General features: G+C 68.7%; 28 protein-coding genes and 1 pseudogene. 17 read left to right on the top strand and 12 right to left on the bottom strand.

The window, feature by feature from the left end; all coding sequences use genetic code 11:
* Positions 1-28: 28 nt before the first annotated feature.
* On the bottom strand, positions 29-1,075 hold the full coding sequence (locus HD597_RS02895; protein ID WP_253740125.1) for a CU044_5270 family protein: 1,047 nt from the start codon (positions 1,073-1,075) through the stop codon (positions 29-31).
* On the bottom strand, positions 1,072-1,584 hold the full coding sequence (locus tag HD597_RS02890) for an RNA polymerase sigma factor (protein WP_253740124.1): 513 nt from the start codon (positions 1,582-1,584) through the stop codon (positions 1,072-1,074). The genes HD597_RS02895 and HD597_RS02890 overlap by 4 nt, the downstream gene beginning before the upstream one ends.
* A gap of 457 nt (positions 1,585-2,041) precedes the next feature.
* On the opposite strand from HD597_RS02890, the gene HD597_RS02885 reads away from it, so the two are divergent.
* The 3 genes from HD597_RS02885 to HD597_RS02875 all read left to right on the top strand — a co-directional run bounded on the left by HD597_RS02885 (position 2,042) and on the right by HD597_RS02875 (position 3,948).
* Positions 2,042-2,881, top strand: a complete 840-nt coding sequence (locus tag HD597_RS02885; protein ID WP_253740123.1) for an IS5 family transposase — start codon at positions 2,042-2,044, stop codon at positions 2,879-2,881.
* Positions 2,882-3,037: 156 nt separating this feature from the next.
* Positions 3,038-3,538, top strand: a complete 501-nt coding sequence (locus HD597_RS02880; RefSeq protein ID WP_253740122.1) for a site-specific integrase — start codon at positions 3,038-3,040, stop codon at positions 3,536-3,538.
* The gene (locus tag HD597_RS02875; RefSeq protein WP_253740121.1) at positions 3,529-3,948 is read left to right on the top strand and encodes a tyrosine-type recombinase/integrase; all 420 of its coding nucleotides are present in this window, start codon (positions 3,529-3,531) and stop codon (positions 3,946-3,948) included. The genes HD597_RS02880 and HD597_RS02875 overlap by 10 nt, the downstream gene beginning before the upstream one ends.
* 450 nt (positions 3,949-4,398) lie before the next feature.
* Here HD597_RS02875 and HD597_RS02870 read toward each other — a convergent pair whose 3' ends face one another.
* From HD597_RS02870 to HD597_RS02855, 4 genes are all read right to left on the bottom strand, one after another.
* Positions 4,399-4,752, bottom strand: a complete 354-nt coding sequence (locus HD597_RS02870) for a nuclear transport factor 2 family protein (RefSeq protein ID WP_253740120.1) — start codon at positions 4,750-4,752, stop codon at positions 4,399-4,401.
* Positions 4,753-4,781: 29 nt separating this feature from the next.
* A complete protein-coding gene (locus HD597_RS02865; protein ID WP_253740119.1) occupies positions 4,782-5,141 on the bottom strand; it encodes a hypothetical protein in 360 nt (119 codons plus the stop codon).
* Positions 5,138-6,367, bottom strand: a complete 1,230-nt coding sequence (locus tag HD597_RS02860; protein ID WP_253740353.1) for an IS256 family transposase — start codon at positions 6,365-6,367, stop codon at positions 5,138-5,140. Before HD597_RS02860 ends, HD597_RS02865 begins: the two co-directional genes overlap by 4 nt.
* A gap of 683 nt (positions 6,368-7,050) precedes the next feature.
* The gene (locus HD597_RS02855) at positions 7,051-7,491 is read right to left on the bottom strand and encodes a MarR family winged helix-turn-helix transcriptional regulator (protein WP_253740118.1); all 441 of its coding nucleotides are present in this window, start codon (positions 7,489-7,491) and stop codon (positions 7,051-7,053) included.
* A 67-nt stretch (positions 7,492-7,558) separates the two neighbouring features.
* Between HD597_RS02855 and HD597_RS02850 the strand changes: the two genes are divergently transcribed.
* The gene (locus tag HD597_RS02850) at positions 7,559-7,915 is read left to right on the top strand and encodes a hypothetical protein (RefSeq protein ID WP_253740117.1); all 357 of its coding nucleotides are present in this window, start codon (positions 7,559-7,561) and stop codon (positions 7,913-7,915) included.
* A gap of 867 nt (positions 7,916-8,782) precedes the next feature.
* Here HD597_RS02850 and HD597_RS66565 read toward each other — a convergent pair.
* The 6 genes and pseudogenes from HD597_RS66565 to HD597_RS02825 form a co-directional block, all read right to left on the bottom strand.
* Positions 8,783-8,932: pseudogene (locus HD597_RS66565) on the bottom strand (recombinase family protein); the annotation flags it as partial.
* 151 nt (positions 8,933-9,083) lie between these two features.
* Positions 9,084-9,293 (bottom strand): zinc finger domain-containing protein, encoded by a 210-nt coding sequence (locus HD597_RS67210; protein ID WP_425572354.1) that lies wholly within the window; start codon positions 9,291-9,293, stop codon positions 9,084-9,086.
* Between the two features lie 74 nt (positions 9,294-9,367).
* Complete coding sequence (locus HD597_RS02840; RefSeq protein WP_253740115.1) at positions 9,368-10,795, bottom strand: MmgE/PrpD family protein; 1,428 nt, start codon at positions 10,793-10,795, stop codon at positions 9,368-9,370.
* Positions 10,792-11,637, bottom strand: a complete 846-nt coding sequence (locus tag HD597_RS02835; RefSeq protein WP_253740114.1) for a cyclase family protein — start codon at positions 11,635-11,637, stop codon at positions 10,792-10,794. The genes HD597_RS02840 and HD597_RS02835 overlap by 4 nt, the downstream gene beginning before the upstream one ends.
* On the bottom strand, positions 11,634-12,515 hold the full coding sequence (locus HD597_RS02830) for an HpcH/HpaI aldolase/citrate lyase family protein (protein ID WP_308210549.1): 882 nt from the start codon (positions 12,513-12,515) through the stop codon (positions 11,634-11,636). The genes HD597_RS02835 and HD597_RS02830 overlap by 4 nt, the downstream gene beginning before the upstream one ends.
* Complete coding sequence (locus tag HD597_RS02825) at positions 12,512-13,309, bottom strand: IclR family transcriptional regulator (RefSeq protein WP_253740112.1); 798 nt, start codon at positions 13,307-13,309, stop codon at positions 12,512-12,514. The genes HD597_RS02830 and HD597_RS02825 overlap by 4 nt, the downstream gene beginning before the upstream one ends.
* Before the next feature lie 207 nt (positions 13,310-13,516).
* Here HD597_RS02825 and HD597_RS02820 point away from each other — a divergent pair, with 207 nt between their 5' ends.
* The 13 genes from HD597_RS02820 (at position 13,517) to HD597_RS02760 (ending at position 26,963) form a co-directional block, all read left to right on the top strand.
* The gene (locus tag HD597_RS02820) at positions 13,517-14,761 is read left to right on the top strand and encodes an ABC transporter substrate-binding protein (RefSeq protein WP_253740111.1); all 1,245 of its coding nucleotides are present in this window, start codon (positions 13,517-13,519) and stop codon (positions 14,759-14,761) included.
* Positions 14,758-15,759: a branched-chain amino acid ABC transporter permease gene (locus HD597_RS02815; protein WP_253740110.1), complete on the top strand. Its 1,002-nt coding sequence runs from the start codon at positions 14,758-14,760 to the stop codon at positions 15,757-15,759. Before HD597_RS02820 ends, HD597_RS02815 begins: the two co-directional genes overlap by 4 nt.
* A 62-nt stretch (positions 15,760-15,821) precedes the next feature.
* Positions 15,822-16,787 (top strand): branched-chain amino acid ABC transporter permease, encoded by a 966-nt coding sequence (locus HD597_RS02810; RefSeq protein ID WP_253740109.1) that lies wholly within the window; start codon positions 15,822-15,824, stop codon positions 16,785-16,787.
* A complete protein-coding gene (locus tag HD597_RS02805) occupies positions 16,784-17,518 on the top strand; it encodes an ABC transporter ATP-binding protein (RefSeq protein WP_253740108.1) in 735 nt (244 codons plus the stop codon). Before HD597_RS02810 ends, HD597_RS02805 begins: the two co-directional genes overlap by 4 nt.
* Complete coding sequence (locus tag HD597_RS02800) at positions 17,505-18,206, top strand: ABC transporter ATP-binding protein (protein ID WP_253740107.1); 702 nt, start codon at positions 17,505-17,507, stop codon at positions 18,204-18,206. The genes HD597_RS02805 and HD597_RS02800 overlap by 14 nt, the downstream gene beginning before the upstream one ends.
* An 8-nt stretch (positions 18,207-18,214) precedes the next feature.
* The gene (locus HD597_RS02795) at positions 18,215-19,567 is read left to right on the top strand and encodes an MmgE/PrpD family protein (protein WP_253740106.1); all 1,353 of its coding nucleotides are present in this window, start codon (positions 18,215-18,217) and stop codon (positions 19,565-19,567) included.
* A 20-nt stretch (positions 19,568-19,587) separates the two neighbouring features.
* A complete protein-coding gene (locus HD597_RS02790; protein WP_253740104.1) occupies positions 19,588-20,229 on the top strand; it encodes an aspartate/glutamate racemase family protein in 642 nt (213 codons plus the stop codon).
* Positions 20,226-21,611, top strand: a complete 1,386-nt coding sequence (locus HD597_RS02785) for an FAD-dependent oxidoreductase (protein WP_253740103.1) — start codon at positions 20,226-20,228, stop codon at positions 21,609-21,611. Before HD597_RS02790 ends, HD597_RS02785 begins: the two co-directional genes overlap by 4 nt.
* An 89-nt stretch (positions 21,612-21,700) precedes the next feature.
* Positions 21,701-23,089 carry a dihydroorotase gene (locus tag HD597_RS02780; RefSeq protein WP_253740101.1) on the top strand — a complete coding sequence of 463 codons (1,389 nt, stop codon included), beginning with the start codon at positions 21,701-21,703 and terminating at the stop codon, positions 23,087-23,089.
* Positions 23,090-23,117: 28 nt separating this feature from the next.
* Entirely contained in the window at positions 23,118-23,417 is a 300-nt protein-coding gene (locus HD597_RS02775) for a muconolactone Delta-isomerase (protein WP_253740100.1), read from the top strand.
* Positions 23,414-24,622 (top strand): CaiB/BaiF CoA transferase family protein, encoded by a 1,209-nt coding sequence (locus tag HD597_RS02770; protein WP_308210548.1) that lies wholly within the window; start codon positions 23,414-23,416, stop codon positions 24,620-24,622. Before HD597_RS02775 ends, HD597_RS02770 begins: the two co-directional genes overlap by 4 nt.
* Positions 24,623-24,639: 17 nt before the next feature.
* The gene (locus HD597_RS02765) at positions 24,640-25,548 is read left to right on the top strand and encodes an LLM class F420-dependent oxidoreductase (protein WP_253740098.1); all 909 of its coding nucleotides are present in this window, start codon (positions 24,640-24,642) and stop codon (positions 25,546-25,548) included.
* Positions 25,545-26,963, top strand: a complete 1,419-nt coding sequence (locus HD597_RS02760) for an MmgE/PrpD family protein (protein ID WP_253740097.1) — start codon at positions 25,545-25,547, stop codon at positions 26,961-26,963. Before HD597_RS02765 ends, HD597_RS02760 begins: the two co-directional genes overlap by 4 nt.
* The last annotated feature ends 22 nt before the right edge of the window (positions 26,964-26,985 follow it).

Here is a 26,985-nt window from a genome sequence, read left to right as displayed (position 1 = left end):
GCGCCGCGGCCGGCCAGCGCGGCGGCCTTCACTCGGCGGAGGGCGGGGATGGCCGGGTGTCGGTCCAGCCGGACTCCAGCACCATGTTGACCCAATCTTTCACCTGCGGCATACCGCCGGTGACTTCGAAGGTCAGCACCTTGGAGGTGTCGAGGTCGATGATCAGTCTGCCCTGGGTGGGTTGGCCCTCCTGGATCGGGAAGGTCACGGAGACGCCCGGCCGCCCCTGGCGATCGGTGGTCCGGCCTTCGACCCGCACGGCGGGTAGTGTCGCCAGCGCCTGGTAAGCGGCGCTGCGCACCTGTGGGGAGGCAGGTAGCTCGTACAGGAGCGATGCCAGGGTGCGCGGCAGGCCGTCTTCCACCGAACCGGCGAAGTCCCGGTCGCTACGGATCGCCTCTGCGGCCTGCTTCTTGAGCGCTTCGGGGTCGGCGGGCAGCGCCTCGATCTCCTTCAGGGTCATGGGCATGGCACTCCAGTAGAGTCTCTGTTCCCCCTTGAGCCGAGTCAGCGTGCCCTCGCCGGGCGAGGTGGAGTAGACGCCGCCGTCCTTCCCCATCTCCCATTCGGTCGGCGAGCCGTCCCGGCGCCATGCCTCCACATCAAGAGGGCGTGCGGCCAGCTGCCTGCGGCCGATCCAGCCTCGGCTGTCCTTGGCCACCCACGTCTCCGAGAGGTATGAGGTTTCCAGATGGTAGGTGTTGCCGTTCTGGCCGTACGGCCCCGCCGAGCCCACGTCCAACTCCTTGAGATGCCAGTAGGCCCCTTCGGGGGCGGCTTCGGCCTTGGCGGCGGCGGCCAGCAGGATCGACGTGCCTGACAGGGAGGTGGCGCCGGGTGTGGCCGCGGTAGAGGGCGCTGCGGTGGGGGCGACCTGGCCAAGGAAGACCGCCGTCGCAGCCACTGCCGCGGCGAGCCCGATGGCACCGGCCCGCCACGGCAGAGGCCGGACCGTCCGGTGCGGGCGTGCCTGGGTCGCCGTGATCGCCGCGCGCAGTTCGCGCGCGCCGGGCCCCTGATCCGGCGCGTGTGGTGCCGGGTCGATGGCCCTTAGCAGGTTGTCGATGTCGCTCATGCTTCCCCCATCGCGATTGTCAAGGACGCTTGCTGCTCCAGCACCGCTGCCATCCGTTTGCGCGCCCGATGCAGCCGGGTCCGGGCGGCAATGGCCGTACAGCCCAAAACTTTGGCGATCCGCTGGCTGGTCAAGCCCTCCCAGCAGGCCAGCGCCAACACCTCGCGGTCACGTTCGGGCAACTCGTCGAAGGCGGCGCGAACATGCTCCAGATCGACCGGTCTGACCGGCCGTTCGGCGGCCAACTCCGCACGCAGCCGTTCGGTGAGCACGGCCCTGCGGGATTCGCCGCGCTGCTGGTTGGCCAGCACGCGGCGGGCCACCCCGTACAGCCACAGCAGCGCCTCCTCGCCATCAGGCACGTCGCCGATGCGCCGCCAGGCAGTGAGGAACGTCTCGGAGATGACGTCGGCGGTGTCGTCGGGGGAACCGGTACGGCGTGCGGCATACTGGTGTATCGCCGGGTAGTACGCGTCATAGACCGCTTCGAAGCGATCTCGGTGTGTCACAGAGTCTCCTTGCCGAAAGGTGCCGGACACCTGGTAAATGTCCGGCACCTCACGGAATGTGGCAGCTAGCTCTGAGCAGTTTGCGCTACTCACCCTGTAGTCCAGACGCCATACCGTCGCCGGGACCGGTGTACCTGGGTGCGCATCGACCGGACACCGACGCGGCCGACGCAGGTGACCGAGACGGGAACGCCCTCAGGGTTGTGATCGGGGCCGGGCTCGACCGGTTCTTAGAGGGCGTTTAGGCATGTTCTGCGCCAGCCTGCCCTGTTATGGCCGTCGAGCGATTCGCGTACTTTGCGAGCTATCTATGCATATGCGAGTCCGGGTGGGCTCTCCTCGATGTCTGTTTCGTGAGACGAGCCGCTCCCGATTCCGTCTGGTGTAGAGATGTCCTGGACACGCCATGTTCCGGCAGATGCCAGGCATGACGTGGGGCTGGACGTAGGGGTCGGGTATGAACCTCCGGCGCCCGTACCGTTCCGACATCTCCGACGCCCGCTGGGCCTTAATCGAACCGACCCTGACCGCCTGGCGGCAGGCCCGGCTCGACCGCCGTCCCACCGGCGCACCCGCGCCCACTGACCTGCGAGAAATCTTCAACGCGATCTTGTATCTGAACCGGACCGGCATCGCCTGGACCTACCTCCCGCACGACTTCCCACCCCACGGCACCGTCTACTCCTACTACGCCGCCTGGCGCGATGAGGGCATCTTCGCCCAGCTCAACTACGACCTCACCGGCCTGGCCCGCGCCAAGGAAGGACGCGAGGCCGAACCCACCGCGGCAGTCATCGACACCCAGACGATCAAGACCTCCACCAACCCGCCGACCGCGACACAGGGCACGGACGCCGCGAAGAAGATCGTCGGACGCAAGCGGAGCGTAGCCACCGATGCCCTCGGCCTGCTCCTCGCTGTGGTCGTCTGCGCCGCCTCCGTCTCGGAGAACCAGGCCGGCATCCAGGTCCTCGACCAGGCCAAGGCCGCCCACCCCGCTCTGGCTGTGACCTGGGTAGACACCGGTTTCAAGAACCAGTTCGCCGAACACGCCGCCACCCTCGGAGTCAACGCCGAGGTCGTCCATCGCGACCCCGAAACCCGTGGCTTCCACGTCCTCAAGCGACGCTGGGTGATCGAGCGCACCTTCGGCTGGCTCATGCTCCACCGCCGCCTTGCCCGCGACTACGAGACCCTGCCCGCCAGCTCGGAGGCCATGATCCACATCGCGATGATCGACAACGCCAGCAAGCGCATCACCGACGAATCCACCTCAACCTGGCGAGGGACGTACTAGGACGAACACCTACAAATCAAACGCCCTCTTAGATAATCGGCGTTATCTGGCAAGATAGCGATCGCTAGGGCAGCGCGAGCTGGGCCGCCGTCAGCCGGCGCGGAGGCTTCGGTTCCCGGTCATCTGGCAACTAGGCGGATGGTGGAGGTCAGCACGGTGGATCCGATCATCGCTGAGCAGCTCGGTCGCACCCACCCGCTCGCGGCGCACCTGGACGACTTCCTCACAGACCTGGCCAACGCCGGCCGCTCCGCGCACACCCGGCGTGCCTACCGCAGCGACCTGATCGCCTTCGCCGCCCACCACTGCGAAGAAATCGGCGAGCTGTCCGCCGCGCCGGTTCGCGCGTTCCTGGCCGAGCTCGCCGAGCTGTCGCCGGCCAGCCGTAGGCGCAAGCGCGCCGCCGTCGCCTCCTTCACCAAGTGGGCGGTTCGCCACGACCTGCTGGACGCCCACCCGATGGACCGCATCGACACGCTCAAGGTGCCCAAGAGCCTGCCGCGCCCCGCCGCAGCAGCCGACGTTGCCAAGGTGCTGGCGGTGATTTGCTCGCGGCGTCCGCGTAAGGATCTGCCGCTGAACCGGCTGCGGGATCGCGTGCGGTTCGAGACGCTTATGTGTGCGGTCTGTATGTCGAAGACCTGGACTTGCGGCTAGACGACGAGCACGTGCGCATCTGCGGCAAGGGCGGCAGCGTGCGCACCGTGCTGCTGGACGACCGCGGCTACGTCGCGCTGCTCAAGCTCTATCTGGCCCGCGCCGGCTACACCGCGGGCCCGTTGTTCCGGGCCAGCATCAACGGTCGGGGCGGGTCGCTGTCGTACGACGCAGCCCACCACCGCTGGCAGGGCTATTGTGCCGCCGCCGGTGTGGAGATCGACATCCACCAGCTGCGTCAGGCCCACGCCACCGAGCTCATCAACGCCGGGGTGTCCATCGAGGCCGTTCGCCGCCGCCTCGGTCACGCCTCCACCGAGACCACCCAACTGTACGCGCTGCTGGACGACAAGGTCACAGACGTCGAGATCCGCGCCGCCCGCCGACGCCGCGACCAAGCGATCCACTGACGACAAACCGCTCAGGGCCATCGCACCCTCTTGTGCCATCAGCGCAGGTCAGAGATGGGTTCGTTGGATTGTCCGCGATTGCTACGAGGACCCGAACAAAGATCGCCGCGCCCGCAGCCTGGCCGGCCAGCTCCAGGCCCTGACCGGCCAGAAGATCGTCATCCGCAACGGCAAGGCCGTCCTCGTCGAACCCGAACCGACCCGACCACCGCAAGTCACTCACGCTTATCACAGCCTGGGGTTCGCTGCCTGCTGAGGCCTTGGGGTGTGGAGCCGAGGCCGAAGGAACGGCCACCCGAGGATGAGTCAGATTTCAGCTTGGCCCCTCAAGGTCATCATGAGGCGGATCGACCGTGGGCCCGCAACGGCCAGGAGCCGGTTGTGGTACTCGTCGATCTTCTGCCGTTGGAGAGCTAAACCGCCAGCGCTTGCGCTACTGCCCAGCTGTCTTCATACAGGTGGTAGCGAGAGATCTGTCCGTCCCGCACACTGAGGTGGAGCACGAAACGACTGTCGATGTCCCGCCCTGTGGTGCGGACCTTGCGAGATCAGATGGCCGAGTACCACGACATCCTCAGTGTCCGCCCGCACCTTGCTGATCTCGAACTTCTTGCGGTCCAGGTGGGTCGGCAGCCGGCTGAAGAACTCGAGCATGCCAGCCGGGGAGTCCGCTTGAGGAATCCACGGGATGCCTGGTGCGCCGGGAATGGAAAAATCTACTGAGGGGGCGAACAGGGCGGCCGCCGTCTGTAGGTCGTCGGCGGCGAGGCGTTGAAAGAGCTGCTCGGCCAGCTCGCGGAGCAATTGTCAATTTCTGTGGATCGGGTGGGTGGTCAGTCTCGGTAGCGGGGGTATCCGCCGTGGTCGGGAAGTTCGTCTTCGTAGTCGCAGGCAGCGACTGCGTCATGGCCTGCCTGCCAGGCGCAGGTGAGGATCTTGGACACCGTCTCGATGACCTGGTGGCTGGGGGCGTTCCCTCTTTCGATCTCCATCTTGATCGGCCAGGTGGGGAAGTCGGTCCCATCGTGAGTGAAGGTGTCGTTGCGCCGGATCTCGATCTCGATGGTGTCGATGCGCAGCAGGCAGCCATTACGTGTCGCGCCGGTGGCATGGGCGGTCAGCTCGATCGCGGCCTCTTGGCCGGCGCCGCGTAGGTAGAGCCCGCAGTAGTCGTAGCGGCCGGGAGTGATCATGCGGCGTCTTTGCTCTCGTGACGTTCCAGCAGGACGCCGCGTTCGAAGCGGGCGCCCGCACGGACGAGGGCGACCAGGTGTGGGGCATTGACCGCCCGCCAGCGAGCCTGGGCCGATTCGATGAGCTTGAAGGCCATCGCCAGGCCGGCCGCGCGTGAGCCCGGACCTTTGGTGACCTTGGTGCGGTGCCGGACCGTGGCGAAGGTCGACTCGATCGGGTTGGTGGTGCGCAGATGCACCCAATGCTCGGCGGGATAGTCGTAGAAGGCGAGCAGCTCATCCAGGTCGTCGGCCACCTTGGCGACGGCCTTGGGATACTTGGCGCCGTAGGCGGCCTGAAAATCGGCCACCGCTGCTTGGGCGTGCTCTTTGTCCTCGGCGTTCCAGATCTGCGCCAGGTGCTTCTTGGCGGCCGGGTGAGCCGACTTCGGCAACGCCCCCAGCACGTTGGCGATTTTGTGAACCCAGCACCTTTGCTCCCTGGCCTGCGGAAATACCTCCCGCAGCGCCGACCAGAAGCCAAGCGCTCCATCACCGATCGCCAGCACGGGGGCGCGCATCCCGCGCCGCTTACAGTCGCGGAGCAGGTCGGCCCATGACTCGGTGGACTCACGATAGCCATCGGTCAAGGCGACGAGCTCTTTGCGACCGTCCGCGCGCACGCCGATCATCACCAGCAGGCACAGCTTGTGCTCCTCCAGCCGGATGTTGACGTGGATGCCGTCCACCCACAGATAGACGTAGTCGACGCCAGACAGGTCACGATCAGCGAAGACACGCTGCTCGGCCTTCCACTGTTCGGTGAGCCTGGTGATGGCCGAGGCGGACAGGCCGCTGGCCGAGCCGAGGAACTGCCCCAACGCGGGGGCGAAATCTCCTGACGACAGCCCATGCAGATACAGCAGCGGCAGCACCTCGCTGATCTGCGGCGTCTTGCGAGCCCAGGCGGGCAGGATCGCGGAGGAGAACCGTCTGCGCTCGCCGGTTTCCGCATCGATGCGCTTGTCGTTGACGCGCGGAGCCTTGACCTCGATCGCGCCGGCCGCGGTCAGCAGTTCGCGGGGCTGGTGGTAGCCGTTGTGCACGACCAGGCGACGACCGGCCTCGTCACGCTCGTCGGCGAAAGCGGCGATGTAGGCGTCCACCTCGGCTTGCAACGCGACGGCGAGCATCTTGCGGGCTCCCTCGCGGACGATCTGATCGATCAGCGAAGCCGATGCGGGCATCGGGCAGTCGTCAGCGGGCGGCTCGGGCACTACGGTGAGCGGCACGGGTGTGCCTTCCCGACCGACGCTGCAACGTCGGCCTTATCTCGAAACCATCATCGGATGATCCGGGAAGGTACACCCCTTCCCGGCAGATCCACAGATTTCGATCATTGCTCGCTCGCTGCAGTCGGAGTGCTCATGATCAATGTCATCTGGCGCTGCCAGACGGCTATTCCGGGTTCTTCGACGTGATCGTGGCTGGGACCTGAAGCGAGGCGTTTGGCGAGGGACCTGGTCGTCTCTTGAGAGCTTGCGGCTCTCGTTGATCATTCCTGTTGTCGAAGCAAGATTCACAACATAAAGAGCCGCGAGCATGCTCAACGATACGACGCGGTTGCTGGGCCTGGATGGCCTGCCGTCGTCGAGGTCATCGCAAGAGATGAACACGCTGGTGAAGGGCCGATCGTCTGGTTGGCGACGACGGACGAGCAGGCGAGGGTGTGCCCCCAGTTGCGGGGTGATGTCCACCCGCATGAAGGAGTGGGTGATCACTCGGCCGAGGGATCTGCCGGTTGCCGGGCGTCGCTGTGAGCGGCTGTGGCGTAAGGGGCGCTGGATCTGTTCGACGGTGGTGTGCCCGCGCAAGAAGTTCACCGAGCAGGTGCCCGCGCGGGCGTGGCTGATCCAGCGGTTACGTCAGGCTAGTGCTGGATCTTGGTCATGAAATGCGTCAGCGCGGTATGCACCGCCGCTGCGTCCTGCCGGCTGAGTGAATTCCGGAGGTCACGGTCGAGTTCGTTGACGATCGCGACGCTGCGGCGGAGTAGCTGGTGTCCCTGGTCGGTCAGTTCCAGTGTGTGCACGCGACGGTCGGCGGTGTCTTGGACGCGGACGAGCGCATTCATCGCGACCAGGCGATCCACGAGGGTGACGACGAGGCTCGGCGCCACCCCGAGCGCGTCCGCGACCTCGCGTTGCGATCGTGCCTGCCCGGTGTCGACAACGGCCAGCACGCCGACCTGCTTGTGCGTTAACCCGAGCGCTTCGATCCGAGTGCCGAACATCTGGGTTATCCGCATGCCGACCACTCCGAGCCGAAAGCTCAGCGAGCCGAGCAGATCTTCACCGTTGACATGAGTCACGGCTAAGATACTATCATCGCTAAATCATTCAGAGCAGAACGATTCTCAAGTGAATGGTAGGTGAGTGATGTCGTCCTGGCTCGCCGCGCTGAACGCGGTTGTCGCGGTGGTCACTGTGGCGTTCGCGGTTACGGGCGTGGTCGCGCCCACGGCATTGGCGCGATCAGATGTGGTGACCTCGACGCGGTACTACGCCGCCATGTATGCGACGCGGGCCGTGCCAGTCGGGGTTGCGGTCGTGGTAGCGGCGTTTCTGTCGATTCCCAACGGCACCTGGATCGCGCTGCTCGCCGTCGCGGGAGCGTGTCAGATCGGGGATGCAGTGATAGGTCTGTGGCGGCGGATCCCTGGGCAGGTGGCGGGGTCGGTGCTCGTCGGCGCGATTCATCTCGCGTCGATGGCACATTTGTTGACCACCAGGTGATTCCGGGAGTGGGTATGTGCGGTCGGCTCGGAGTGCGGTGAGCCGGCAGGCGGGCAGCGTGTGCCGGGACTCGCCGACGTTCAACTGCGTCCCGATCATCCTGCGATAGTCCTCCACGTGCAGCACCTGCAGCAGGTGGAGCGTCCTAAAATGCGGGCGTCATGAACGAAGGCGTTGCCCAGCCCGGTCAGGCGGCCGTCGGCGGTCATCATCTTGATCAGGTCGTAGGCGCGGAACTGGTTCGTGGACAGGGACCCGGCCACCCGGCCATATCGTCCCAGCGGCGATGCGGCGATTGTTCTTCAGACACAGGGTGGTGACGGCCAGCGGGCCCTTGAAAGCCTGGTGAGGCGCTCGACGGCTTCCTGGCCTTTGTAGTGGCGCAGCACCTGTTCGGCATCGGCGGCCTCGGCCGGCAGGTTGGTCAGCAGGGCGTACCAGCCGTCGGTGGCGGCTTCGGCGTCCAGCGCCTGCTGGTCGAAGTGCCAGGCCAGGGTGGGTTTGCCGGTGCCGGGGCCAGTGCCGGCCTGCTGGGTGGGGTAGTGGCGGCTGCCCAGGCCCCGTTCCAGCCAGGCCAGATCATCGCGGGCCCGATCCAGTTTCTTGGCCCAGATGGTGGCGGCGGCCTAGGCGCGGGCCGAGGAGTGCACGAAGACCCTGCGCAGGGTCAGGGCCAGGTCCTTCCTCCGCGGTCCGGCCAGCGTCATGACGTCGTCCTCGTCTTCGCGCACGTGCCAGACGCCATGCCGGTCGGGCTTGCCCTCGTCCCGGGCGGCGGCCGCCCGCCGTGGCGGCCGCGCTCGCGAGCCGAAGCCTGGCCTTCCGGTGACTTTCACGGATGTACTCGCGCTCGGACTCGGCCATCCCGGCGAAGAACGCGCACAACGCCGCCCCATGCCCGGACGGGTGGTAGATGCCCTGCAGCGGGCGGGTCAGCAGCTCCAGTTCGATGTCGTGATGACGCAGTTCTTCGGCGATGGTCAGCAACTCGGCGGCGCCTCGGCCCAAGCGTTTCATCTCGTGCCCGGTGAAGATCACCCGCTAATGCGGGACAGTCTGTTTGATGGTGCGCGCGTATTCCATCGCCTTGAAGAACTCCGGCCGCACTTGACGCGCGTGCTGATCTTCTCGGAGAAGATCGGCTCACAGCCTGCCTCCTGCAGAGCGTCTAGCTGGCTCTGCAGTTCCTGCTGAGCGGTGCTGCCGGCGTGCGCACCTCCAACTCGACCCGGAGGTGGGGCGCCAGCATGAAGCGTGGCGTGTGGTACTTCGGAGCGACCTTGCCGCCCAGTGTCCGGCAGGTGCTCCCCGCTGGCGCCTCACCCGTGGGACAGTCGAACCGTTCGACAGCGGCAGCGGGATCAGCGAGCTCGGCCATCACGCAGCGTCATGACAGTCGCACAGAGTTACCTTGCCCCTGGTGGCGCCGACCCGAGTGGGGGCCGACCCGTGTCAGAGACCCTCTCGGGTGCAGTCAGCCACCAGTGCCATCATGTCCGCGATCCGGGCGCCCGCTGGCAGCCGAAGGGCCAACTCCGCCAGCCGTACCGCAGACTCGTCGCTGAGCACCGGTGCCGCATTGAGCCGGAACTTCCGCGTGAGCTCCTCGCTCGACAAGGGGTTCTGCGGTCCACCGCGGTTGGCGTCCACCCGAACCTCCTGCCGGGTCCCGTCCCGCAGGAGTACACGGAGCACTGCCGGAAACTGGTGCGGGAAGATGTCGTCGCAGCGGGCGTCGGCGACACACCGTACCCGGGCCGCCAGGGCGAGGCGGGTCTCGTCCGCGGCTGCCGCGTCGGTGAAGTCGTCGTGCCCGAGCCCGAGCCCGCTGCCGCCGACCAGCGCCGCCGCCACGGTGTAGGGCCCGCTGAAGGCGGCGTGGTAGCCGGACTCGGGCCGGGCCTTGTCAGCGACCGGCTCGGCGATGGTGCGCAGCACCGGTGACGGCACGCCGAGTTCGATCTCCCGGATGTCGTCGGGACGAACGCCACGTGCGCGCAGCTGGAGGGCGGCATCGATACCGGCGTGGGTGAAGTGGTTGCAGGGATAGGGCTTGAAGAAGATCCCCGGCAGTTCCCAGTGCGTACCGAGCCGGTCGACGACCGCGTCGACGTCGGCGCGCTGGCCGCAGAACGCGTGCAGGAAGCCGAAACGGCCCTCCACCACGGTGGGTGGCCCGGTCAGTCCGTGCTCGGCGAGCTCGGCCGCGACGACGCCGGCGTGGGCGGCCCACCCGCAGTGCACGCGCTTGACCGTGCCACCCGTCCGGTTCGCCTCCAGTAGGCCCGAGCCCATGCTGGCGGCGATGCCAGCGGCATGTGCGATGCACTCCTCGTCGAGCCCGGCGACGGTTGCCGCCGCCACCGCGGCGCCGACTGCGCCACAGATCGACGTCGCATGCTGGCCTCGCTCGAAGAACTCCGAGTTGCCGAACTCACGGTTGTAGCCGCCCAGCCCGAGCCGTACCGCGACCTCGATGCCGATGCCTGCCGCGTCGAGCAGCGCCGGACCGCTCGCACCCCGGGCCTCCGCCACCGCCAGCGCGGCCGGCACCACCGGAGAGGATGGGTGCAGCACCGACGGCAGATGGGTGTCGTCGAAGTCCAGACTGTGTGCGAGTGTGCCGTTGACCAGTGCCGCCGCGGCGGCTGGGGTTCGCAGGCGGGTGCCGATCGCGGTGGCCTCCCCACTGCCCCAGCCGCGGACGACCGCGGTGACGGCTTTCGCCGCAGGCTGTCCGGTCGCAGCCAGACTGTTGCCGAGAACATCGAGTACGCGCCGGGCCATATCTGCGCGGAGCTCCGGCGGCAGCCCGTTCTTCTGGACATGACGTGCCAGCCCGCCGAGCCGCTGGACGACGGTGCCGCCCGTCTCGGTCATGCTGCCACCGCCGCGAAGGGACGGATCGGCGAGCCGGTGCCACCGACGATGCGCAGCGGTGCCATGACGAAGGCGAACTCGGTCAGTCCCTCGGCTGCGGCGTCCTCGAGTGCCAGGTGTTCGATGATGTTGATCCCGCCCTCGACGAGCAGAATGCGGTGCACCGGAAGGACGCTGTGACCCGCGCCGGGTGCAGTCTGCTCGTACGCCGTGGTGTCGGAGCCGGTGGCGCGAACTCCTACCTCCAGCAGCCAGCGCGCGGCGTCGGCGGCCACGCCGGGCACGCCGGAGTGCTGGCCCAGATAGGTCGGTGGGTCGTCGAAGTTGCGGGCCCAGCCTGTTCGTACCAGCGCGACGTCGCCAGGGCCCACCCGTACGCCGGCCCGGTCCTGTGCGGCCTGCAGGTCGGCGGCGGAGATGCCGTACCCGGCCGGGAGCATGTCGACGCCGTGCACCGCGGCCACGTCGAGCAGGACGCCGCGGGTCAGCAGGGCGGGTGTGTGCTCGGCGCCGAGCTTGGAGAACCGCCCGCCGGTCTGAGCTTCCGCGGCGTCGATCCCGCCGTGCAGGAGGCCGTTGTGGCTGACGTGTGACAAGGCGTCGACGTGGGTGCCGACATGCCCGCCGGTGACGATCAGCTCGTTCGCGGCCGACCCGCCATCGGGCCTGACCATGTCGCCGTGGCGGCGCTGCAAGCTCATCCGGAACCCCGGGTGGTTCGGCGAGCACGGCATCCCGGTGAAGAACGGCTGGCCGAGCTCGACCACGCGGACGCCGTCGGTGACCGCGGCGAGCAGGGCGTCGTCCGTGGATCTGGCGGTTTGCTGCGGGCGGGTGGTCATGCTGTCGCTCCTGGGTCAGTGGCGGGGCGGGGGGTGGATCGAGCGGCGAGGGCGAGCACGACGCGGGCGCGTTCCACCACGGCGGGGTCGACGAACCGGCCGTCCGGATCGAGAAGGGCGACCTCGCCACGGGCGCGTGCCTCGTCGGCAGCCTGCAGGACGGCCTGTGCCGCGCGCAGCTGGTCCTCGGGCGGCTGAAAGACCTTGTGCACGACGGGCACCTGCCGAGGGTGCACGACCGACCGGCCTACGAACCCGGTGTCCCGTCCGATTTCGGTGGTCCGGCGTAGGCCGTCGATGTCGGCCACGTCGGTCCAGACACTCTGGATGGGGGAGGGCAGGCCGGCAGCGCGGGCCGCAACGACCACCCAGCCGCGGGCCCAGTCGAGGCCGGCGCTGGTGAGCACGCGCAGGTCCGCCGAGAGGTCGGCTTCACCGAGCCCGATACCGGCCACACCGGCATGCGCCTGGGCCAGGTCGAGGGCGCGGGCGAGCCCGGCCGCGGTCTCCAGGAGCAGCTGGACGGGCAGCCGGACTCGGTCGGCGAACTGGCGCACCACCTCGGGATCCTCCGCGTGGGGCAGTCGCAGCCCGTCGACCGCCCAGCCGGAGGCAGAGCGGAGGTCGGCCTCCGCCCACGCGCTGCCGGGCGGGTTGACTCGTACCCACAGCTGGGCGGAGCCCTCGGGCCGCGGCTCGCCGGCCATCTTGCTCACGGTGTCCCGGGCGAGCCCCTTCTGCTCAGGCGGTACGGCGTCCTCCAGGTCGATGACCACCGCGTCGGCGCCGGCGGCGAGAGCCTTCGCCACCAGGTCCCTCCGGTGGCCCGGGACGTACAGCCATGATCTCAGTACGCTGGCCGACAAGGGTGCCCTCACCCGTTGAGCCTGGCGCTGTCAGTGGGCAGTCCGCCGCGCCATCCGAGGCCACGGGAGATGGCGTCGGCGGCCTTGCGTAGGGGCTCGATGATCCGTTCGCGGGCCGCCTCGTCGATCCTGGCGGCGGGCCCGCAGACCGAGATGGCGCCCAGCACCGCGCCGTCGAGGCCGAACACGGGTGCGGCCAGTGAGGCCGCGCCCTCTTGCCTCTCGCCGTCGGAGCGGGCGAACCCGTTGCGGCGGATCTCGTCCAGCCGCTTCCGCAGGGTGTCGGGGTCGACCGTCGTCTGGCTCGTCAGGGAGGCCAGGTCGCCAGCCAGGATGGCCTCGCGCTCAGTGGTGGGCAGGAAGGCCAGGATGCAGGTGCTGGAGCTGCCGGCGTGCAGCGGGAACCGGCGGCCGACCTCGACGGTCATCTTGATTTCGAGCGCGCTCTCGACCTGGTCGAGATAGACCCTTCCACCGGGAACGATCGCGGACACCGTCGTGGTTTCGCCGCTCTCCGCCCGTAGCCGGCGAAGCACGGGCATCGCGACGTCCCGGAGCTGAGATTCACGCAGTGCCCGGGCGCCGAGCGCTGCGGCCGAGGGGCCGAGGCTGTATCTCCGTGTCCCGGCGTCGCTCACGACCAGCCCGCGGTCCAGCAGTGTCTGCAAGATGCGGTACACGACCGCCTTGGAAAGGTCGAGCTGGCGCGCTATCGCCGACACGCCGAGGGAGTCGGGTCCGTCAGTAAAGAGGAGGAGTACATCCGCCACGCGGGCGGCGGCCTCCGTGCCCGGGCTCTCTGCCACCGCACTCCCTTCAGTCGACCGCAGCCGAGTGCCAATGTGTTTCTGTGAGCGGAACATCATTTCACCACGGAGGGTGCGGCTTCGTCAACGATCCGGCCTGCGTAACAGAAGTACCTGAACAAGCTATTGACCTGGATGCGTAACGATAGAAACATTGTGCATCACGCTGTTCCGGTTACCGGAACACGATGGATGCCAGGAGCAGACATGAAGATGACCTGGATCGCCGCGTTTGTCTGCGTGGTGCCGCTGGCCGCTGGCTGCGGCGGCTCCGCGCCGTCGGGTGCCGTGAGCGCCTCGGGCGGCCACGCGGAGGGCGGCTCTATCAAGATCGGTTCGCTCCATCCCCTGAGTGGAGCCGCCGCCGCGGATGGCCAGCAGATGGAGAACGGTGCCAAGCTCGCCGTCGAGGCCGTCAACAGCGCCGGCGGCATCAAGTCGCTCGGCGGCGCCAAGCTCGAACTGCTGAGCGCCGACACCCAGGGCAAGCCCGAGGTCGGCCAGAGCGAGGCGCAGCGCGTCGTCTCCGAAGGTGCCGTCGCGCTCATCGGGACCTACCAGAGCGCCGTCAGCGCGACCGTCTCCTCCGTTGCCGAGCGCAACAAGGTGCCGTTCGTGATCGACGCCTCCGCCGCCGACACGCTGCTGTCGCAGGGCTACCGGAACACGTTCCGCATCCCGCCCGGCTCCAAGATGATGGGGATCGACGGTGCGAAGTACCTCAGCGAGGTGTCGAAGGCGGCCGGCAAGCCAGCGGCCAAGGTGGCGATTCTGCACGAGCAGGGCCCGTTCGGCACCACGGTCAAGGACGCCTTCACGACGGAGGCGAAGCGGCTCGGCATGCAGATCGTCTCCTCGGCCAGCTATGACGCCGCGAGCGTTTCCGACTTCACCACCCAGGTGACGGCGGTCAAGGCGTCCGGCGCTGATGTCCTGGTGGTTACCGGCTATTACCGCGACGGCGTGCTCATCGCACAGGCTGTCAAGACCGTCAAGCCAGGCCTCGCCGCGGTGTACGGCGTGGCCAACGGCGCGTTCGACATACCGCAGTTCCCGGCAGAGGCGGCTGGCGCGGGCGATGGGTTCTTCGACGCGAACTACCACGCCGACGCCAAGAGCCCTCAGACGAAGGCGCTCGCCGCCAAGTACAAGGCGGCGTACGGCGCCGAGATCCGGACCGTGGCGGTGCTCTCGTACGAAGCGATCCGGGTGATCGCCGACGGTCTCGAACGGGCCGGCAAGGCCGAACCCGCGGCACTTCGCGACGCGATCGCGAAGACCAGGCTCGACTCCCTGATGGCGACCAACGGTCCGATCTCATTCGACCAGACCGGGCAGAACGGGAACGCGATCCCGATCCTCATGCAGGTCCAGGGACAGAAGGTGGTCCAGGTCCATCCCGTGGACAAGGCGGAGGCGAAGCCTGTCTACCCGGCGGAGCCCGGACGATGACGACCGATCTCGCACGTGGCGTCGAGGACGAGCACCGCGACCGGTCCCCTCGACGGAAGCCTCCTCTCATCCGGCTGGTCGTGGTCCTCGTGCCAGTGGTCGCAGCCGTGGCCCTCGCGTACGCGCAAGCCGGCAGCGGCGTCATCGTCATCCAGGCGGTCGTCACCGGCATCCTGGTCGGCGGTGTGTACGGCCTGACGGCGATGGGCCTCACGCTGATCTTCGGCGTGCTCGACATCGTCAACTTCGCCCATGGTGCGTTCCTCGCCCTCGCGCTGTTCGTGTCGTACTGGCTGGTCTCCTCGGCCGGGCTGCATCCGTACCTGGGGCTGCTCGTCTGTGTCCCGGTGATGTTCGGGCTCGGTGCCGTGATCCAGCGTGGCGTGCTTTCCGGTGCGATGGGCAAGCCGCTGCAGAACCAGTTGCTCATCACCCTCGGAATCTCGTTGCTGATCGAGAACTCACTGCTGCTGTTCTTCGGTGCCGACCCCCGGTCGATCGAGCTGCCTGGAGAGCGGGGCGTCGGCATCTTCGGCGCGGTCGCGGACCTCTCCCGGGTGCTGGCCTTCGCGGGCGCGCTGGTGCTCGCGGGGCTGCTCTTCCTGCTGCTGCGGCGGACCCGGCTCGGAACGGCGATCCGGGCGGTGGCCGCCAACGACACCGGAGCCCAGCTGGTCGGGATCGACACCCGCAGGATCTACGTGATCACCTTCGCGATCGGCACGGCCTGCGCCGGTGCCGCCGGGACGTTGCTGGCTCCGCTGGTGACGATCGAGCCGCACACCGGCTCGCTGTTCAACATCATCGCCTTCGTGGTCGTGGTTCTGGGCGGCATGGGCAACGTGGTGGGCGCGCTCGTCGGCGGCCTGCTTGTCGGCCTGGTCGAGCAGCTCGGCTCGCTCTGCCTCCCGGGCCAGAGCCCACTGCTGTCGGTCTTCATCGTGTTCGTGCTCGTCCTCTTCCTCCGCCCGCAAGGTCTGTTCGGGAGCAGCCCATGACCATGACCGAGTCCAGAGTCGCCACCGCGCTCCCGACGTTGCCGTGGAACCGCCATTTCGCTGTGCTTGTCTTGCTGGCCGCCGTCCTGGCGCCGTTGCCCTTGCTCCTGCCGCCGGCGCAGGAGGCCGTCGCCGTCCGGGTGCTGATCTTCGCGCTGCTGGCCGTCGGCTGGAACGTGATGAGCGGCTTCGGCGGGATGTTCAGCTTCGGGCACGCGGCCTACTTCGGCCTCGGTGCCTATGTCACGGCCTGGCTGCTCGTGGAGAAAGGGGTCTCCCCATGGATCGGGATGGCCCTTGGTACCGCGGTGGCCGCGCTGTTCGCCGTCGTGATCGGCTTCCTCGCTCTGCGGTACCGGCTGAAGCACGCCTACTTCGCGCTGGCGACCTTCTCCTTCGCCGAGATGCTGCGGCTGGTGGCGACGAACAGCGACTTCGTGAACCGAGCGGTCGGCTACAACGTTCCGCTGATCCCCGAGCCGTCGTGGTGGATGATGCAGTTCGAGCCCGGGTCGCCGAACTACTTCTGGATCGCGCTCGCCCTGACCGTCCTGGCGGTCGCCGCGAGCATCCTGTTCGTCAAGTCCCGGGCCGGCCAGTTCGCGCAGGCGGCGCGGGACGACGAGGACGCTGCGGCCGCCCTCGGCATCCCGGTGGTGCGCTACAAGCTGCTCGCGATGGCGCTGTCCGGCGCGATCACCTCGGTCGCCGGTGCATTCTACGTGCAGTACTACATGTTCATCGACCCTGACCTCGCGTTCGGGTCGGGCATGTCGATGCAGGCGATCCTGCCCGCGGCCATCGGTGGCGTGGCCACCATCTGGGGGCCGGTGATCGGAGCGGCCATCCTTGGACCGCTGAGCGACGTCACCGCGACCATGCTGCGCAACCCCCCGGCCGGGCTGGAGTTCCTGCAGGGCCGCGGAGGCCTCGACGTGATGGTCTACGCCGTGCTGTTGATCGTGATCGTCCTCGCGCTGCCGCAAGGCGTGTACGGCGCGCTGCGCGAGAGGTGGCTGCGCCGATGACACTGCTCACCGTGCACGGGGTAAGTAAGTCGTTTCGCGGGCTCCGCGCGGTCGACGACGTCAGCTTCGAGGTGGCCGAAGGCAGTGTGCTCGGCATCATCGGGCCGAACGGCGCCGGCAAGACGACCCTGTTCAACCTGGTCGCAGGGGCGCTCACCCCGGACAGCGGAACCGTCCACTTGGGCGGCCGGGACATCACCGGCCTGCCACCACACCGGGTGGCCGCGGCCGGGATGTCGCGCACCTTCCAGCTGATGAAGCCGTTCGCCTCGATGTCGGTGCTGGAGAACGTCTCCGTGGCGGTGATGGCCGGCGGCGGTTCACGTCGTACGGCGCGGACCGCCGCGGCGGAGGTCATCGAGCGTGTGGCCCTTGGGCGGTGGCGGGACAGTCGCACCGACGGACTGCCGACCGCGGCGCTCAAGCGGTTGGAGCTCGCCCGGGCACTGGCCGGCCGACCCCGGGTGCTGCTGCTGGACGAGGTGCTGGCCGGGCTGGTCCCAGCCGAACGGGCGCCTGCGATGGACCTGCTGGAGGACCTGCGCGCGAATGAGGGCACCACGCTGGTGTTCGTCGAGCACATCATGGCCGCGGTGATGCGGCTGTCGGACTCGGTGCTGGTGCTCGACCTCGGGCGCGTGCTCACCACGGGCCGGCCGGCCGACGTCGTCCGGGATCCGCGCGTCATCGAGGCGTATTTGGGAGAGGAGCCCGTCGATGCTGAGGCTTGAGGCGGTGTGCGCCGGATATCACAGGCTGGCGATCCTGCACGAGCTCGACCTGACGGTAGAGGCAGGTGAGATCGTAGCGCTCGTCGGCGCCAACGGCGCGGGCAAGACGACCACGCTGCGGACCATCTCGGGCGTAGTCCGCCCAACTGGGGGCTCGATCACCTTCGACGGCGAGCGGGCCGACGGTGTGCGCCCCAGCGAGCTGGTGAGCCGCGGATTGGTGCAGGTCCCGGAGGACCGGGCGCTCTTCGGGCCGCTGACGGTCGAGGAGAACCTGCGGATGGGCGGATGGATCCACGGCAGGCAACGCCTCGACGGCGCGCTCGCGGAAGTCTACGAGCTCTTCCCGATCCTCGCCGAACGCGCCCGACAGGCGGCGGAGACGCTGAGCGGCGGACAGCAGCAGATGCTCGCGATCGGACGAGCGCTGATGGCCAGGCCTCGGCTGCTGATGCTCGACGAACCGTCGACGGGCCTGTCACCCAAACTCACCTGGGCCGTCCTCGGCGCGGTCAAGACCATCCGGGACCGGGGCGTGGCGGTGCTGCTCGTCGAGCAGAACGCCGCCCAGGCGCTCGCGATCGCCGACCGCGCGTACGTGCTGGAGTGCGGGACCGCCGTGCTGTCCGGACAGGGGCCCGAGCTGGCTCGCGACAACCGGGTGCGCGCGGCGTACCTGGGATTGTGAGGCATCGCATGCTCGCTGGATCTGCTCAGCGGGAGGCCAAGGCCGCCACCGGCAGGCTGGGCGAGTGGGTCGCCACACTGCGGTGGAATGACGTTCCCCCCAGTGCGCGCGCCCGGCTGGGCTTGGTACTGCTCGACTCCCTCGGCGTGACCATGGTCGGCGCCCGGCAGCCGGAGCAGCACGAGCTGGTCCGCGCGTGGCGGCCGCCAGAAGGGCCCGCGCCTGTGGTCGGCGGCGGGCGGACGACGAGCGTCGAGGCCGCGGCCTGGCTGAACGCGATGGCGCTGGTACGGCTCGAGATGGACGAGGGCCACAAGTTCGCCGCCGGGCACCCGTTGGCGCATGGCCTGCCCGCGGTGCTCGCTCTGGCGGCTGACCTTGGCTCGTCCGGCGAGGACACCGTGGCGGCGCTGGTGGCGACGTACGAGGTGGCCGCGAGGTTCGGTCGCGCGACCCGACTCCGGTCGGGCTTCCATCCGCATGGGAGCTGGGGCGTCGCGGGGGCGGCGGCCGGCTGTGCTCGGCTGCTGGGCCTCGACGCCGCAGCCGTCGCCGCCGCGATCGACACCGGCGCCGGACTGCCGATCGCCGGGCATTTCAGCTCCGCCCTCGATGGCAACCCGGTCCGGGACGCCTGGATGGCGGCGTCGAACCTGTCTGGTCTGGCCGCGGCCCGGATGGCGGCCGCGGGTGTGGCGCGCTGCACGGGAACGGCGGCGTCAAGCCTGGGCGAGCTGGTCGGCTCGTTCGACCCGCTGGCACTCGACGACGCGCTCGGCGAACGGTGGGACATCGAGCTGGGCTACTTCAAACGGCACGCGTCCTGCTCCTTCACGCATCCGGTCGCCGATGCCGCGCTCGAGCTCCGGGCCGGTCTGGCCGACCCCACCGACGTTGACGAGGTCATGGTGGAGACCCACTTCCTGGCTTCCGGTCTCGACCGGACGTATTGGAACGAACGGCTCGGTGCACTGTTCTCTATCCCGTTCGTGGTCGCAGCGGCTCTCGTCCACGGCCGGGTCGATCCGTCGGTGTCGGCACCTGAGCACCTCCACGACCCGCGGGTGCGCGAGCTCGCTGGGAAGGTCACGGTCCGTCGCGCCGACGACCTGGATGCGCGGCTGCCCGGGGAACGTGCGGCACGTGTGCGCCTGACCGCCGGCGGCCGCACGCACCAGGCCGAGGTGCCGAACCCCGTGGGCGACGCGGCGTATCGGCCGCTGTCCGAACAGGATGTGCTGGCGCTGCTGGCGGAGCTGCTGGGGGACCGGATCGCCGTCCGGACTGTCCACGAGGTCGCCCGGGAGCTTCCTGCCTGCGAAGACGTCACCTCCACCCTGCAACGACTGGCTGGCGTCTGATGGGCGTCCGGAGGAAGGACATGCGGATCTTCGCCGTCACGCCGATCCACGTCGGCGGCGCCGAGCTCGCCCGCCGCCAGGCGCGGTACGACGCCTTGTGCCCGGAATGGCTGAGGGTCGTGCTGCATGACCTCGGCGAGCAGGCGCCGGCCTCGTTGGAGACCGCCGCCGACATCCACGAGTCCGAGGTGCGGGTCGTCGACGTTCTTCAGGAGGCGCCGGATGGGTACGACGCCGTGATGGCGGATTGCGTGCTCGACCCTGGTGGTGTCGAGCTGGCCACCTGTTCCCGGCTCCCGGTACTCGGGCTGCTGCGGATGAGCCTTGGCTGGAGCGTTTGCACAGGACGACAGGCGGGAGCCGTGACACGGAACCGGGCGATCGCGGAGGAGCTGGCCGCGCGGGTCGAGTCCTACGGCTGGGCCGGCTCCTTTACCGGTGTGGAGGTGCTCGGCCTCGGCGTGGAAACGATCGCTGACGGCGACCAGTGGGGCGCCTCCGTCGGGGCGGCCGTGGACCGGCTCGGCCGGGCGGGCGCCGACACGGTGATCAACGGCTGTTCGGCGGTCGAGCTGCCGCCGGGCGCCCTGCCCGGCGGCAGCCGGCTGGTCGACCCGACCGCGCTGGCCCTGCGGCTGCTCGCGACGAGCGAGGCGGCATGAGCGGCGACTGGCCGGACATGGTCGTCGCGGGCGCGGGCGGCGGGCTCGTGGCCGCGCTGCGCGCCGCGCAAGCGGGGCTGGACGTGCTCGTGGTCGAGGTCAGTGAGCACTATCGGCGCGGCAACAACACCTCGATGTCCACCGCGATGATCCCGGGAGTCGGGACCCGCTGGCAGCGCGACGCGGGCGTCGACGACTCCCCGGAGCGGTTCGTCGGCGACGTGCTGACGAAGACCAAGGGGACCGGCGACGCCCGGTTGGCCGAGGCGCTCGCCGGCGCGAGCGCACCGATGCTCGAGTGGCTGGCCGACGATATCGGTCTGCCTCTGACGCTGGTAACGGACTTCCGCTATCCGGGTCACTCGGTGGACCGCTGCCACACTCTCGAAGGGCGGCACGGTTCGGTGCTGCTGGACCACCTGGTCGGCGCGGTGACGGCCTCGCCCCACATCGACCTGCTGGTGCCGGCACGCCTGGTCGACGTGCTTCCTGACGACAACGGCGCTGTGCGGGCGGCGGTGATCGAACGGCCTGACGGCTCGCGTGAGGAGGTACTGACGCCCGCGGTTCTGCTGGCCACCAACGGTTACGGAGCCGACCGGACGCTGGTCGAGCGGCATCTGCCAGAGATCGCGAAGGCGGTCTACCACGGCGGCGAGGCATCCCGAGGTGACGCGCTGCGGATCGGGAGCCGGCTGGGTGCCGCAACCGCCGCCCTCGACGCCTACCAGGGCCACGCGGCGCTCGCGCAGCGTTCGGCGACGCTGGTCGGCTGGGCCACTGTCATGCACGGCGGGTTCCTGCTCGACCTCGGCGGCCGCCGGTTCGGTGACGAGACGACCGGTTACTCCGAGTACGCCGCGGCACTCGCGGCCCGGCCTGGCGCGACCGGATGGCTGGTGCTGGACCGGCGGGTCGCCGAGGCCTGCGACTCGTTCACCGACTTCCGGCAAACCGTTGAGGCGGGCGCGCTGATCTGGGCGGACGACGCCGACGCGCTGGCCCGCGTGACAGGGCTGCCGGCCGACGCCGTCGCGGCGGAACTGGCCGAGGCGGCACGAGCCGCCGCCGGCGCCACACAAGACCGTTTCGGACGCACGTTCTTCGAGGCGCCGCTGCAGCCGCCGTACGCGGCGGTGAAGGTGGTGCCCGCGCTCTTCCACACCCAGGGCGGGCTGGTGGTCGACGGTCACGCGCGGGTGCTGCGCGGGGACGGCACCCCCGTCGACGGGCTCTACGCCTCAGGCGGGGCCGCGGCTGGGATCTCGGGCCATGGCGCCGCGGGATACCTCGCCGGAAACGGCCTGCTGCCGGCGCTCGGGCTGGCGTTCCTCGCCGCCGACCATGTCAGCCGAAGCACAGCTAAGGAAGGATCCCGATGAGCAAGCTACACACACTGGTCACGAACGTCACCGTGGTGCGCCCGGATGTCGACGGCGCCCCGGACGGCGAGCGACTCGACCTCGGGATCGTGGACGGCAGGTTCACCCGGATCGAGCCGCGGATCGACCCAACCGAGGCCGAGCAGGTCGTCGACGGCCGCGGCCTGTTGGCGTTCCCGGGCGTGGTCGACGCACACCAGCACTGGGGCCTCTACAACCCGCTCGCCGAGGACGCCACGACCGAGAGCAGGGCGAGCGCCCAAGGCGGTGTCACCACCGGGCTGACCTACATCCGCACCGGGCAGTACTACCTGAACCGGGGAGGGCCGTACGCCGAGTTCTTCCCGCTCGTGCTCGAGCAGGCGAAAGACCGGTCGTACATCGACTACGGATTCCACCTGGCCCCGATGACGCGCCGGCACATCGACGAGATCCCCTCGCTCATCGAGGACTTCGGCGTCACGTCGTTCAAGATCTTCATGTTCTACGGTGGCCACGGGCTGCACGGGCGGTCGTCTGACCAGAGATCGTTCCTGATGATCCCCGAGGACGAGCGATACGACCTCGCGCACTTCGAGTTCGTCATGCGCGGCGTGCAGGCCGCGCGCGAGAAGCTCACCGAGAAGGCGCCCCACATCTCGCTGTCGCTGCACTGCGAGATCGCCGAGATCATGACCGCGTACACCACGCTGGTGGAGCAGCAGGGTTCTCTGAGCGGGCTGGCGGCGTACAGCGCGTCCCGGCCGCCACACTCGGAGGGATTGGCCGTCACCATCGCGTCGTTCCTCGCCGACGAGACCGGGCTGCCGAACATCAACCTGCTGCACCTCTCGTCGCGCAAAGCGCTGCGGGCGGCGATGCGCATGGCGAAGACCTTCGAGCACGTGGACTTCCGGCGCGAGGTCACCATCGGCCACCTTCTTGCCGATGTTGACTCAGCGCACGGCCTCGGTGGCAAGGTCAACCCGCCGCTGCGACCGCGGGAGGATGTCGAGGCTCTGTGGGAATACGTCCTCGACGGCAGCGTGGACTGGGTCGTCAGCGACCACGCGTGCTGCAAGGATGAGTCAAAGTTCGGGGAGCCACGCGACGACGTCTTCGCGGCCAAGTCCGGCTTCGGCGGCGCGGAGTACTTGCTGCCCGGCCTGGTCGGCGAGGGGCGCCGACGTGGCCTGTCGTACCAGCGGATCGCACAGCTGACCTCGTGGAACCCCGCGCAACGCTACGGACTGCTGTCCAAGGGAACGATCGCTGTCGGCTACGACGCGGACTTCTGCCTGGTCGACCCGGCCCAGTCCTGGACCGTGCGTGCTGCCGACTCCGAGTCCGCCCAGGAGTACACGCCCTTCGAAGGCTTCGAGATCGGAGCCCGGGTGACCGACACCTGGGTCCGTGGTCAACAGGTTCTTACCTGCGGCAACATCACGGGCACACCGGCCGGTCGCTACGTGCACCGGCCGAGTGACCGGACCATCTGAAGGCAGGGGCGAGGACACCGTGGAATTCTTGGTCAACATCGAGATCGATTGGCCGCCGGAGACGGATCTCGCGGTCAAGGAGGAGATGTTCGCGGCCGAGCTCGCCCGGGGCCAGGAACTGGCCCGTGCCGGCCAACTGCGCAGGCTCTGGCGGATCCCAGGTCGGTGGGCGAACTGGAGCCTCTACGAGGTAGCCGACGCGACCGAGTTGCACAACGCACTCACCTCACTCCCGCTGTGGCCCTGGATGACTGTCCAGGTCCATGCCCTCGCCGATCATCCGAACGATCCGCGCCAGCTCGGGATCACCGTCGAACGGGGGCAATGATGGCAGGAAGACCGGACGGACCGCTTGCGGGGCTGCGCGTCCTAGACGCCTCCACGATCCTCGCAGGGCCCCTTGCGGCGCAGATCCTGGGTGACTACGGCGCCGAGGTGATCAAAGTCGAGCATCCCACCAAGGGGGACGGAATGCGTGGCCACGGGCTGGAAAAGGACGGTCAGTCGCTGTGGTGGAAGATGATCAGCCGCAACAAGCGGACGATCGGCCTGCATCTCGGCGACCCGGACGGTGCGCGGATCTTCCGCAAGCTCGCTGGCACGGCGGATGTGATGATCGAGAACTTCCGGCCGGGCACCCTGGAACGCTGGGGCCTCGGGTACAACGCGTTGTCCGCGGAAAACCCCGGCCTGATCCTCTTGCGGGTCACCGGTTTCGGCCAGACCGGACCCTACGCGCGCCGGCCGGCATTCGGCACCCTGGTCGAGGCGATGAGCGGGTTCGCCCATCTGACCGGTTCACCCGACGGCCCGCCGACCCTTCCAGCCTTCGGCCTGGCCGACTCGATCGCCGGCGTGGCGGGCGCAGCGGCGGTGTCGATGGCGCTGTACCACCGCGGCACGGCAGGGGGCCAGGGGCAGGTCATCGACCTCGACCTGCTCAGCCCGATCATGACCGCGGTCGGCCCGGGCGTGGTCTATGCCGATCAGCTCGGCATCGACCAGGAGCGCACCGGCAACAGGTCGCAGAACAACGCCCCACGTAACACCTACCGCACCGCCGATGGCCACTGGCTGGCGATCTCGACGAGTGCGAACCAGGTCGCCGAGCGCGTCCTGAAGCTCGTCGGCCGTCCCGATGTGGTCGATGAGCCGTGGTTCGCCACCGGCAGGGAGCGGGCCGAGCACGCTGATCTGCTTGATGCCTGCGTGGGGGACTGGATCGGGGTGCGGACCCGTGAGGAGGTGATGTCGGCGTTCGAGTCGGCCGGTGCCGCGGTGGCGCCGGTCTATAGGCCGAGCGAGTTGCTGGAGGACCCGCAGGTCAAAGCGCTCGAACTGGTCACCACGGTCGAGGACGAGGATCTCGGCCCGATGCGTATGCAGAACGTGATGTGGCGGATGAGCCGGACTCCGGGTGGTGTCCGCGGCACCGGTCGGCCGCTCGGTCGTGATACCGATGCGGTCCTGGCCGAACTGGGGCTTGATCCGGGGACGATTGCCGAGCTTCGGGAGCGGGGCCTGGTGAAGTGATAGGGAAGGGAACTGCGATGACAGGTCGTGCCACCGCGCAACTGATCGGCCGGGTCGGTGTCTGGCTCGGCGCGCTCGGTTGGGTGCCGGCCGCCGATGCCCGGCGAGCCGCTACGGAAATCGAAAACCTCGGCTACGGAGCGTTGTGGGTCGGGGAAGGACACCTGACCAAGGAGGTTTTCACCAATGTGGGCCTCTTGCTCGCGGCGGCCGAACGATTGCCGGTGGTGACAGCCATCGCCAATATCTGGGTGCGGGATGCCACCGCGATGAACGCGGCCGCCAACACGCTGGCGGAGGCCTACCCGGGTCGTTTCGTGCTTGGCCTCGGTGCCAGCCACGCCCGGCAGGTCGATCATCGCGGGCATGAGTACCGTAAACCGCTCGCCGCGATGGGCAAGTACCTCGATGATCTGGATGCCGCCGAGTACGGGGCTCCGGCGCCCGCCATACCCGTACCGCGAGTGCTGGCCGCGCTGCGCCCGCGCATGCTCGAACTCGCCAGGGACCGGGCCGCGGGCGCGCATCCCTACCTCGTGCCGGTCGAGCACACTGCGAGGGCGCGCGAGATCTTGGGCGAGGAGCCGCTGCTGGCTCCCGAGCAGGCAGTGGTCCTTGAGGAGGACCCCGTGGTGGCGCGCCGGATCGCCCGGGCGCACCTGCGCTTCTACCTGGGATTGCCGAACTACGTGAACAACCTGCTGGCGTGCGGATTCACCGATGAGGATGTGGCGTCCGGGGGGAGCGATCGGCTGGTCGACCGGCTCGTCGCCTGGGGTGGCGCCGAGGCGATTCGCTCCCGCGTCGCCGAACATCTCGCAGCCGGCGCCGACCATGTCGCGATCCACCCGCTCGGGGAGGGACGAGTGCTGTGCCAGGACCAGCTTCGCGAACTGGCGCCCGCGTTGCTGGAGGTGACGCGATGACGTTCGATGACCTGAGCCCTGAGCCTCACCGCCCGGTGCACGGGGCGGCCGCTTCGGCACGGTCCACACCAGCGCCGGCGACGGCGGCGCTGGCCCGGGCCCTCACGTCAACGTCGTGGGACCTCATGCCCCCTTCACTCCGGACGCACGCACTCGACCTGATCACCGACTCCGTCGCCGTGATCGGCGGAGGTGCGGTCAATCCAGCCATGGTGTCACTACGTGGCGCGATCACCTCGTCGGACGGTCCCAGCACCGTGATCGGTCCCGGGTATGCCGCCGCGACACGCGACGCCGTGCTTCTGAACGCGGCCACGATCACTGTCCTGCAACGACAGGACGGCTACTCCGCGGCCATCGGGCACCCCGCGAGTCAGCTTTTCGCGGCCCTCTTCGCCATTGCCGAGCAGCGTGCCATCGGCTCCCGTGACTTCCTCGAAGCCTTCGTCGGGGGCTACGAGGTCGCCGCGCGGGTCGGAGTCTCCTTGGGTGGGGTGCCACCCCACCTCCACGACATAGGCAACTGGGTGACGATCGGCGTGAGTGCCGCCGCCGCCTCCCTCCTCTCCGGTCGCGATGTCACGTGCATCACCGCGGCGATCGAGGGAGCCGCCTCCCTGGCGCTCGCGTTCGATCGCTACACGACGGCCGCGGGAGCGACGATGCACCACCTGTACCCCGCGATGGCGGCCATCGAAGCGCTGACCATCGGAGAGGCGGCTGCGGCCGGGCTGTCCTCGCTACCTGGCTCCCTTGAGCGCTACTACGGACGCCATTTTGGGCGGCGCTTCGACCCGACTGCGCTCGTCGATGGGGTGGACACCATGGGGTGGAGTCGTTACATGATCGGTGAGGGGTACATCAAGCTGCATCCGAGCTGCGCCCACCTGCATGGCGTGAACGACGCAGTCGCCATGCTGATCGCCGAGGAGCGGGTGCGTGAAAAGGACGTGGAGCACGTTGACGTCGCGGTGTTCGACGATGCGATGCGGATCGAGTCGTCGGATCCGCACAATGAGCTCGCCGCGCGCTTCAGTGCCCGCGCCACAGTCGCCTCGGCTCTGCGCTACGGCCACCTCGACGACGCCGGTCTCCTGGACAGTGACGCGCTGGCGTCATTGATGCGGCGCATCGAGGTACGTCATGATCCGTCGCTCGATCGCCACAAGCCTGCCGGGCGCCCCGGACGAGTCACCGTGACGTTGAAGGACGGCAGAACCGTCTCACGGACCGTCATTCACCCGCGTGGGACACCACAGGTTCCCGCGACGCGCTCGGAGCGCTCCGAAAAGGCCCGCACGCTGCTCGCCCGCCCGTACGGGGAGGCACGCACCAAGGAGATCATCGCTGCGATACAGGAACTGCCCTCGTCAGACTCCCTCCACGACCTGACCGCGACACTCCGAATCACTTGACGACACCGCCCCATCGATGTCG

It is taken from the genome of Nonomuraea thailandensis (genome assembly GCF_024172165.1).
Taxonomy (GTDB): Bacteria; Actinomycetota; Actinomycetes; order Streptosporangiales; family Streptosporangiaceae; genus Nonomuraea; species Nonomuraea thailandensis.
This window is presented reverse-complemented; position numbering and strand designations above follow the sequence as displayed.

Bases quoted from the DNA above. Each gene is read 5' to 3' on its own strand.
- HD597_RS02760 (WP_253740097.1), top strand. From the start codon at position 25,545: ATGACGTTCGATGACCTGAGCCCTGAGCCTCACCGCCCGGTGCACGGG.
- HD597_RS02885 (WP_253740123.1), top strand. From the start codon at position 2,042: ATGAACCTCCGGCGCCCGTACCGTTCCGACATCTCCGACGCCCGCTGG.
- HD597_RS02800 (WP_253740107.1), top strand. From the start codon at position 17,505: ATGCTGAGGCTTGAGGCGGTGTGCGCCGGATATCACAGGCTGGCGATC.
- HD597_RS02785 (WP_253740103.1), top strand. From the start codon at position 20,226: ATGAGCGGCGACTGGCCGGACATGGTCGTCGCGGGCGCGGGCGGCGGG.
- HD597_RS02815 (WP_253740110.1), top strand. From the start codon at position 14,758: ATGACGACCGATCTCGCACGTGGCGTCGAGGACGAGCACCGCGACCGG.
- HD597_RS02790 (WP_253740104.1), top strand. From the start codon at position 19,588: ATGCGGATCTTCGCCGTCACGCCGATCCACGTCGGCGGCGCCGAGCTC.
- HD597_RS02795 (WP_253740106.1), top strand. From the start codon at position 18,215: ATGCTCGCTGGATCTGCTCAGCGGGAGGCCAAGGCCGCCACCGGCAGG.
- HD597_RS02860 (WP_253740353.1), bottom strand. From the start codon at position 6,367: ATGCCCGCATCGGCTTCGCTGATCGATCAGATCGTCCGCGAGGGAGCC.
- HD597_RS02895 (WP_253740125.1), bottom strand. From the start codon at position 1,075: ATGAGCGACATCGACAACCTGCTAAGGGCCATCGACCCGGCACCACAC.
- HD597_RS02835 (WP_253740114.1), bottom strand. From the start codon at position 11,637: ATGACCACCCGCCCGCAGCAAACCGCCAGATCCACGGACGACGCCCTG.
- HD597_RS02770 (WP_308210548.1), top strand. From the start codon at position 23,414: ATGATGGCAGGAAGACCGGACGGACCGCTTGCGGGGCTGCGCGTCCTA.
- HD597_RS02820 (WP_253740111.1), top strand. From the start codon at position 13,517: ATGAAGATGACCTGGATCGCCGCGTTTGTCTGCGTGGTGCCGCTGGCC.
- HD597_RS02765 (WP_253740098.1), top strand. From the start codon at position 24,640: ATGACAGGTCGTGCCACCGCGCAACTGATCGGCCGGGTCGGTGTCTGG.
- HD597_RS02805 (WP_253740108.1), top strand. From the start codon at position 16,784: ATGACACTGCTCACCGTGCACGGGGTAAGTAAGTCGTTTCGCGGGCTC.
- HD597_RS02865 (WP_253740119.1), bottom strand. From the start codon at position 5,141: ATGATCACTCCCGGCCGCTACGACTACTGCGGGCTCTACCTACGCGGC.
- HD597_RS67210 (WP_425572354.1), bottom strand. From the start codon at position 9,293: ATGGCCGAGCTCGCTGATCCCGCTGCCGCTGTCGAACGGTTCGACTGT.
- HD597_RS02850 (WP_253740117.1), top strand. From the start codon at position 7,559: ATGTCGTCCTGGCTCGCCGCGCTGAACGCGGTTGTCGCGGTGGTCACT.
- HD597_RS02840 (WP_253740115.1), bottom strand. From the start codon at position 10,795: ATGACCGAGACGGGCGGCACCGTCGTCCAGCGGCTCGGCGGGCTGGCA.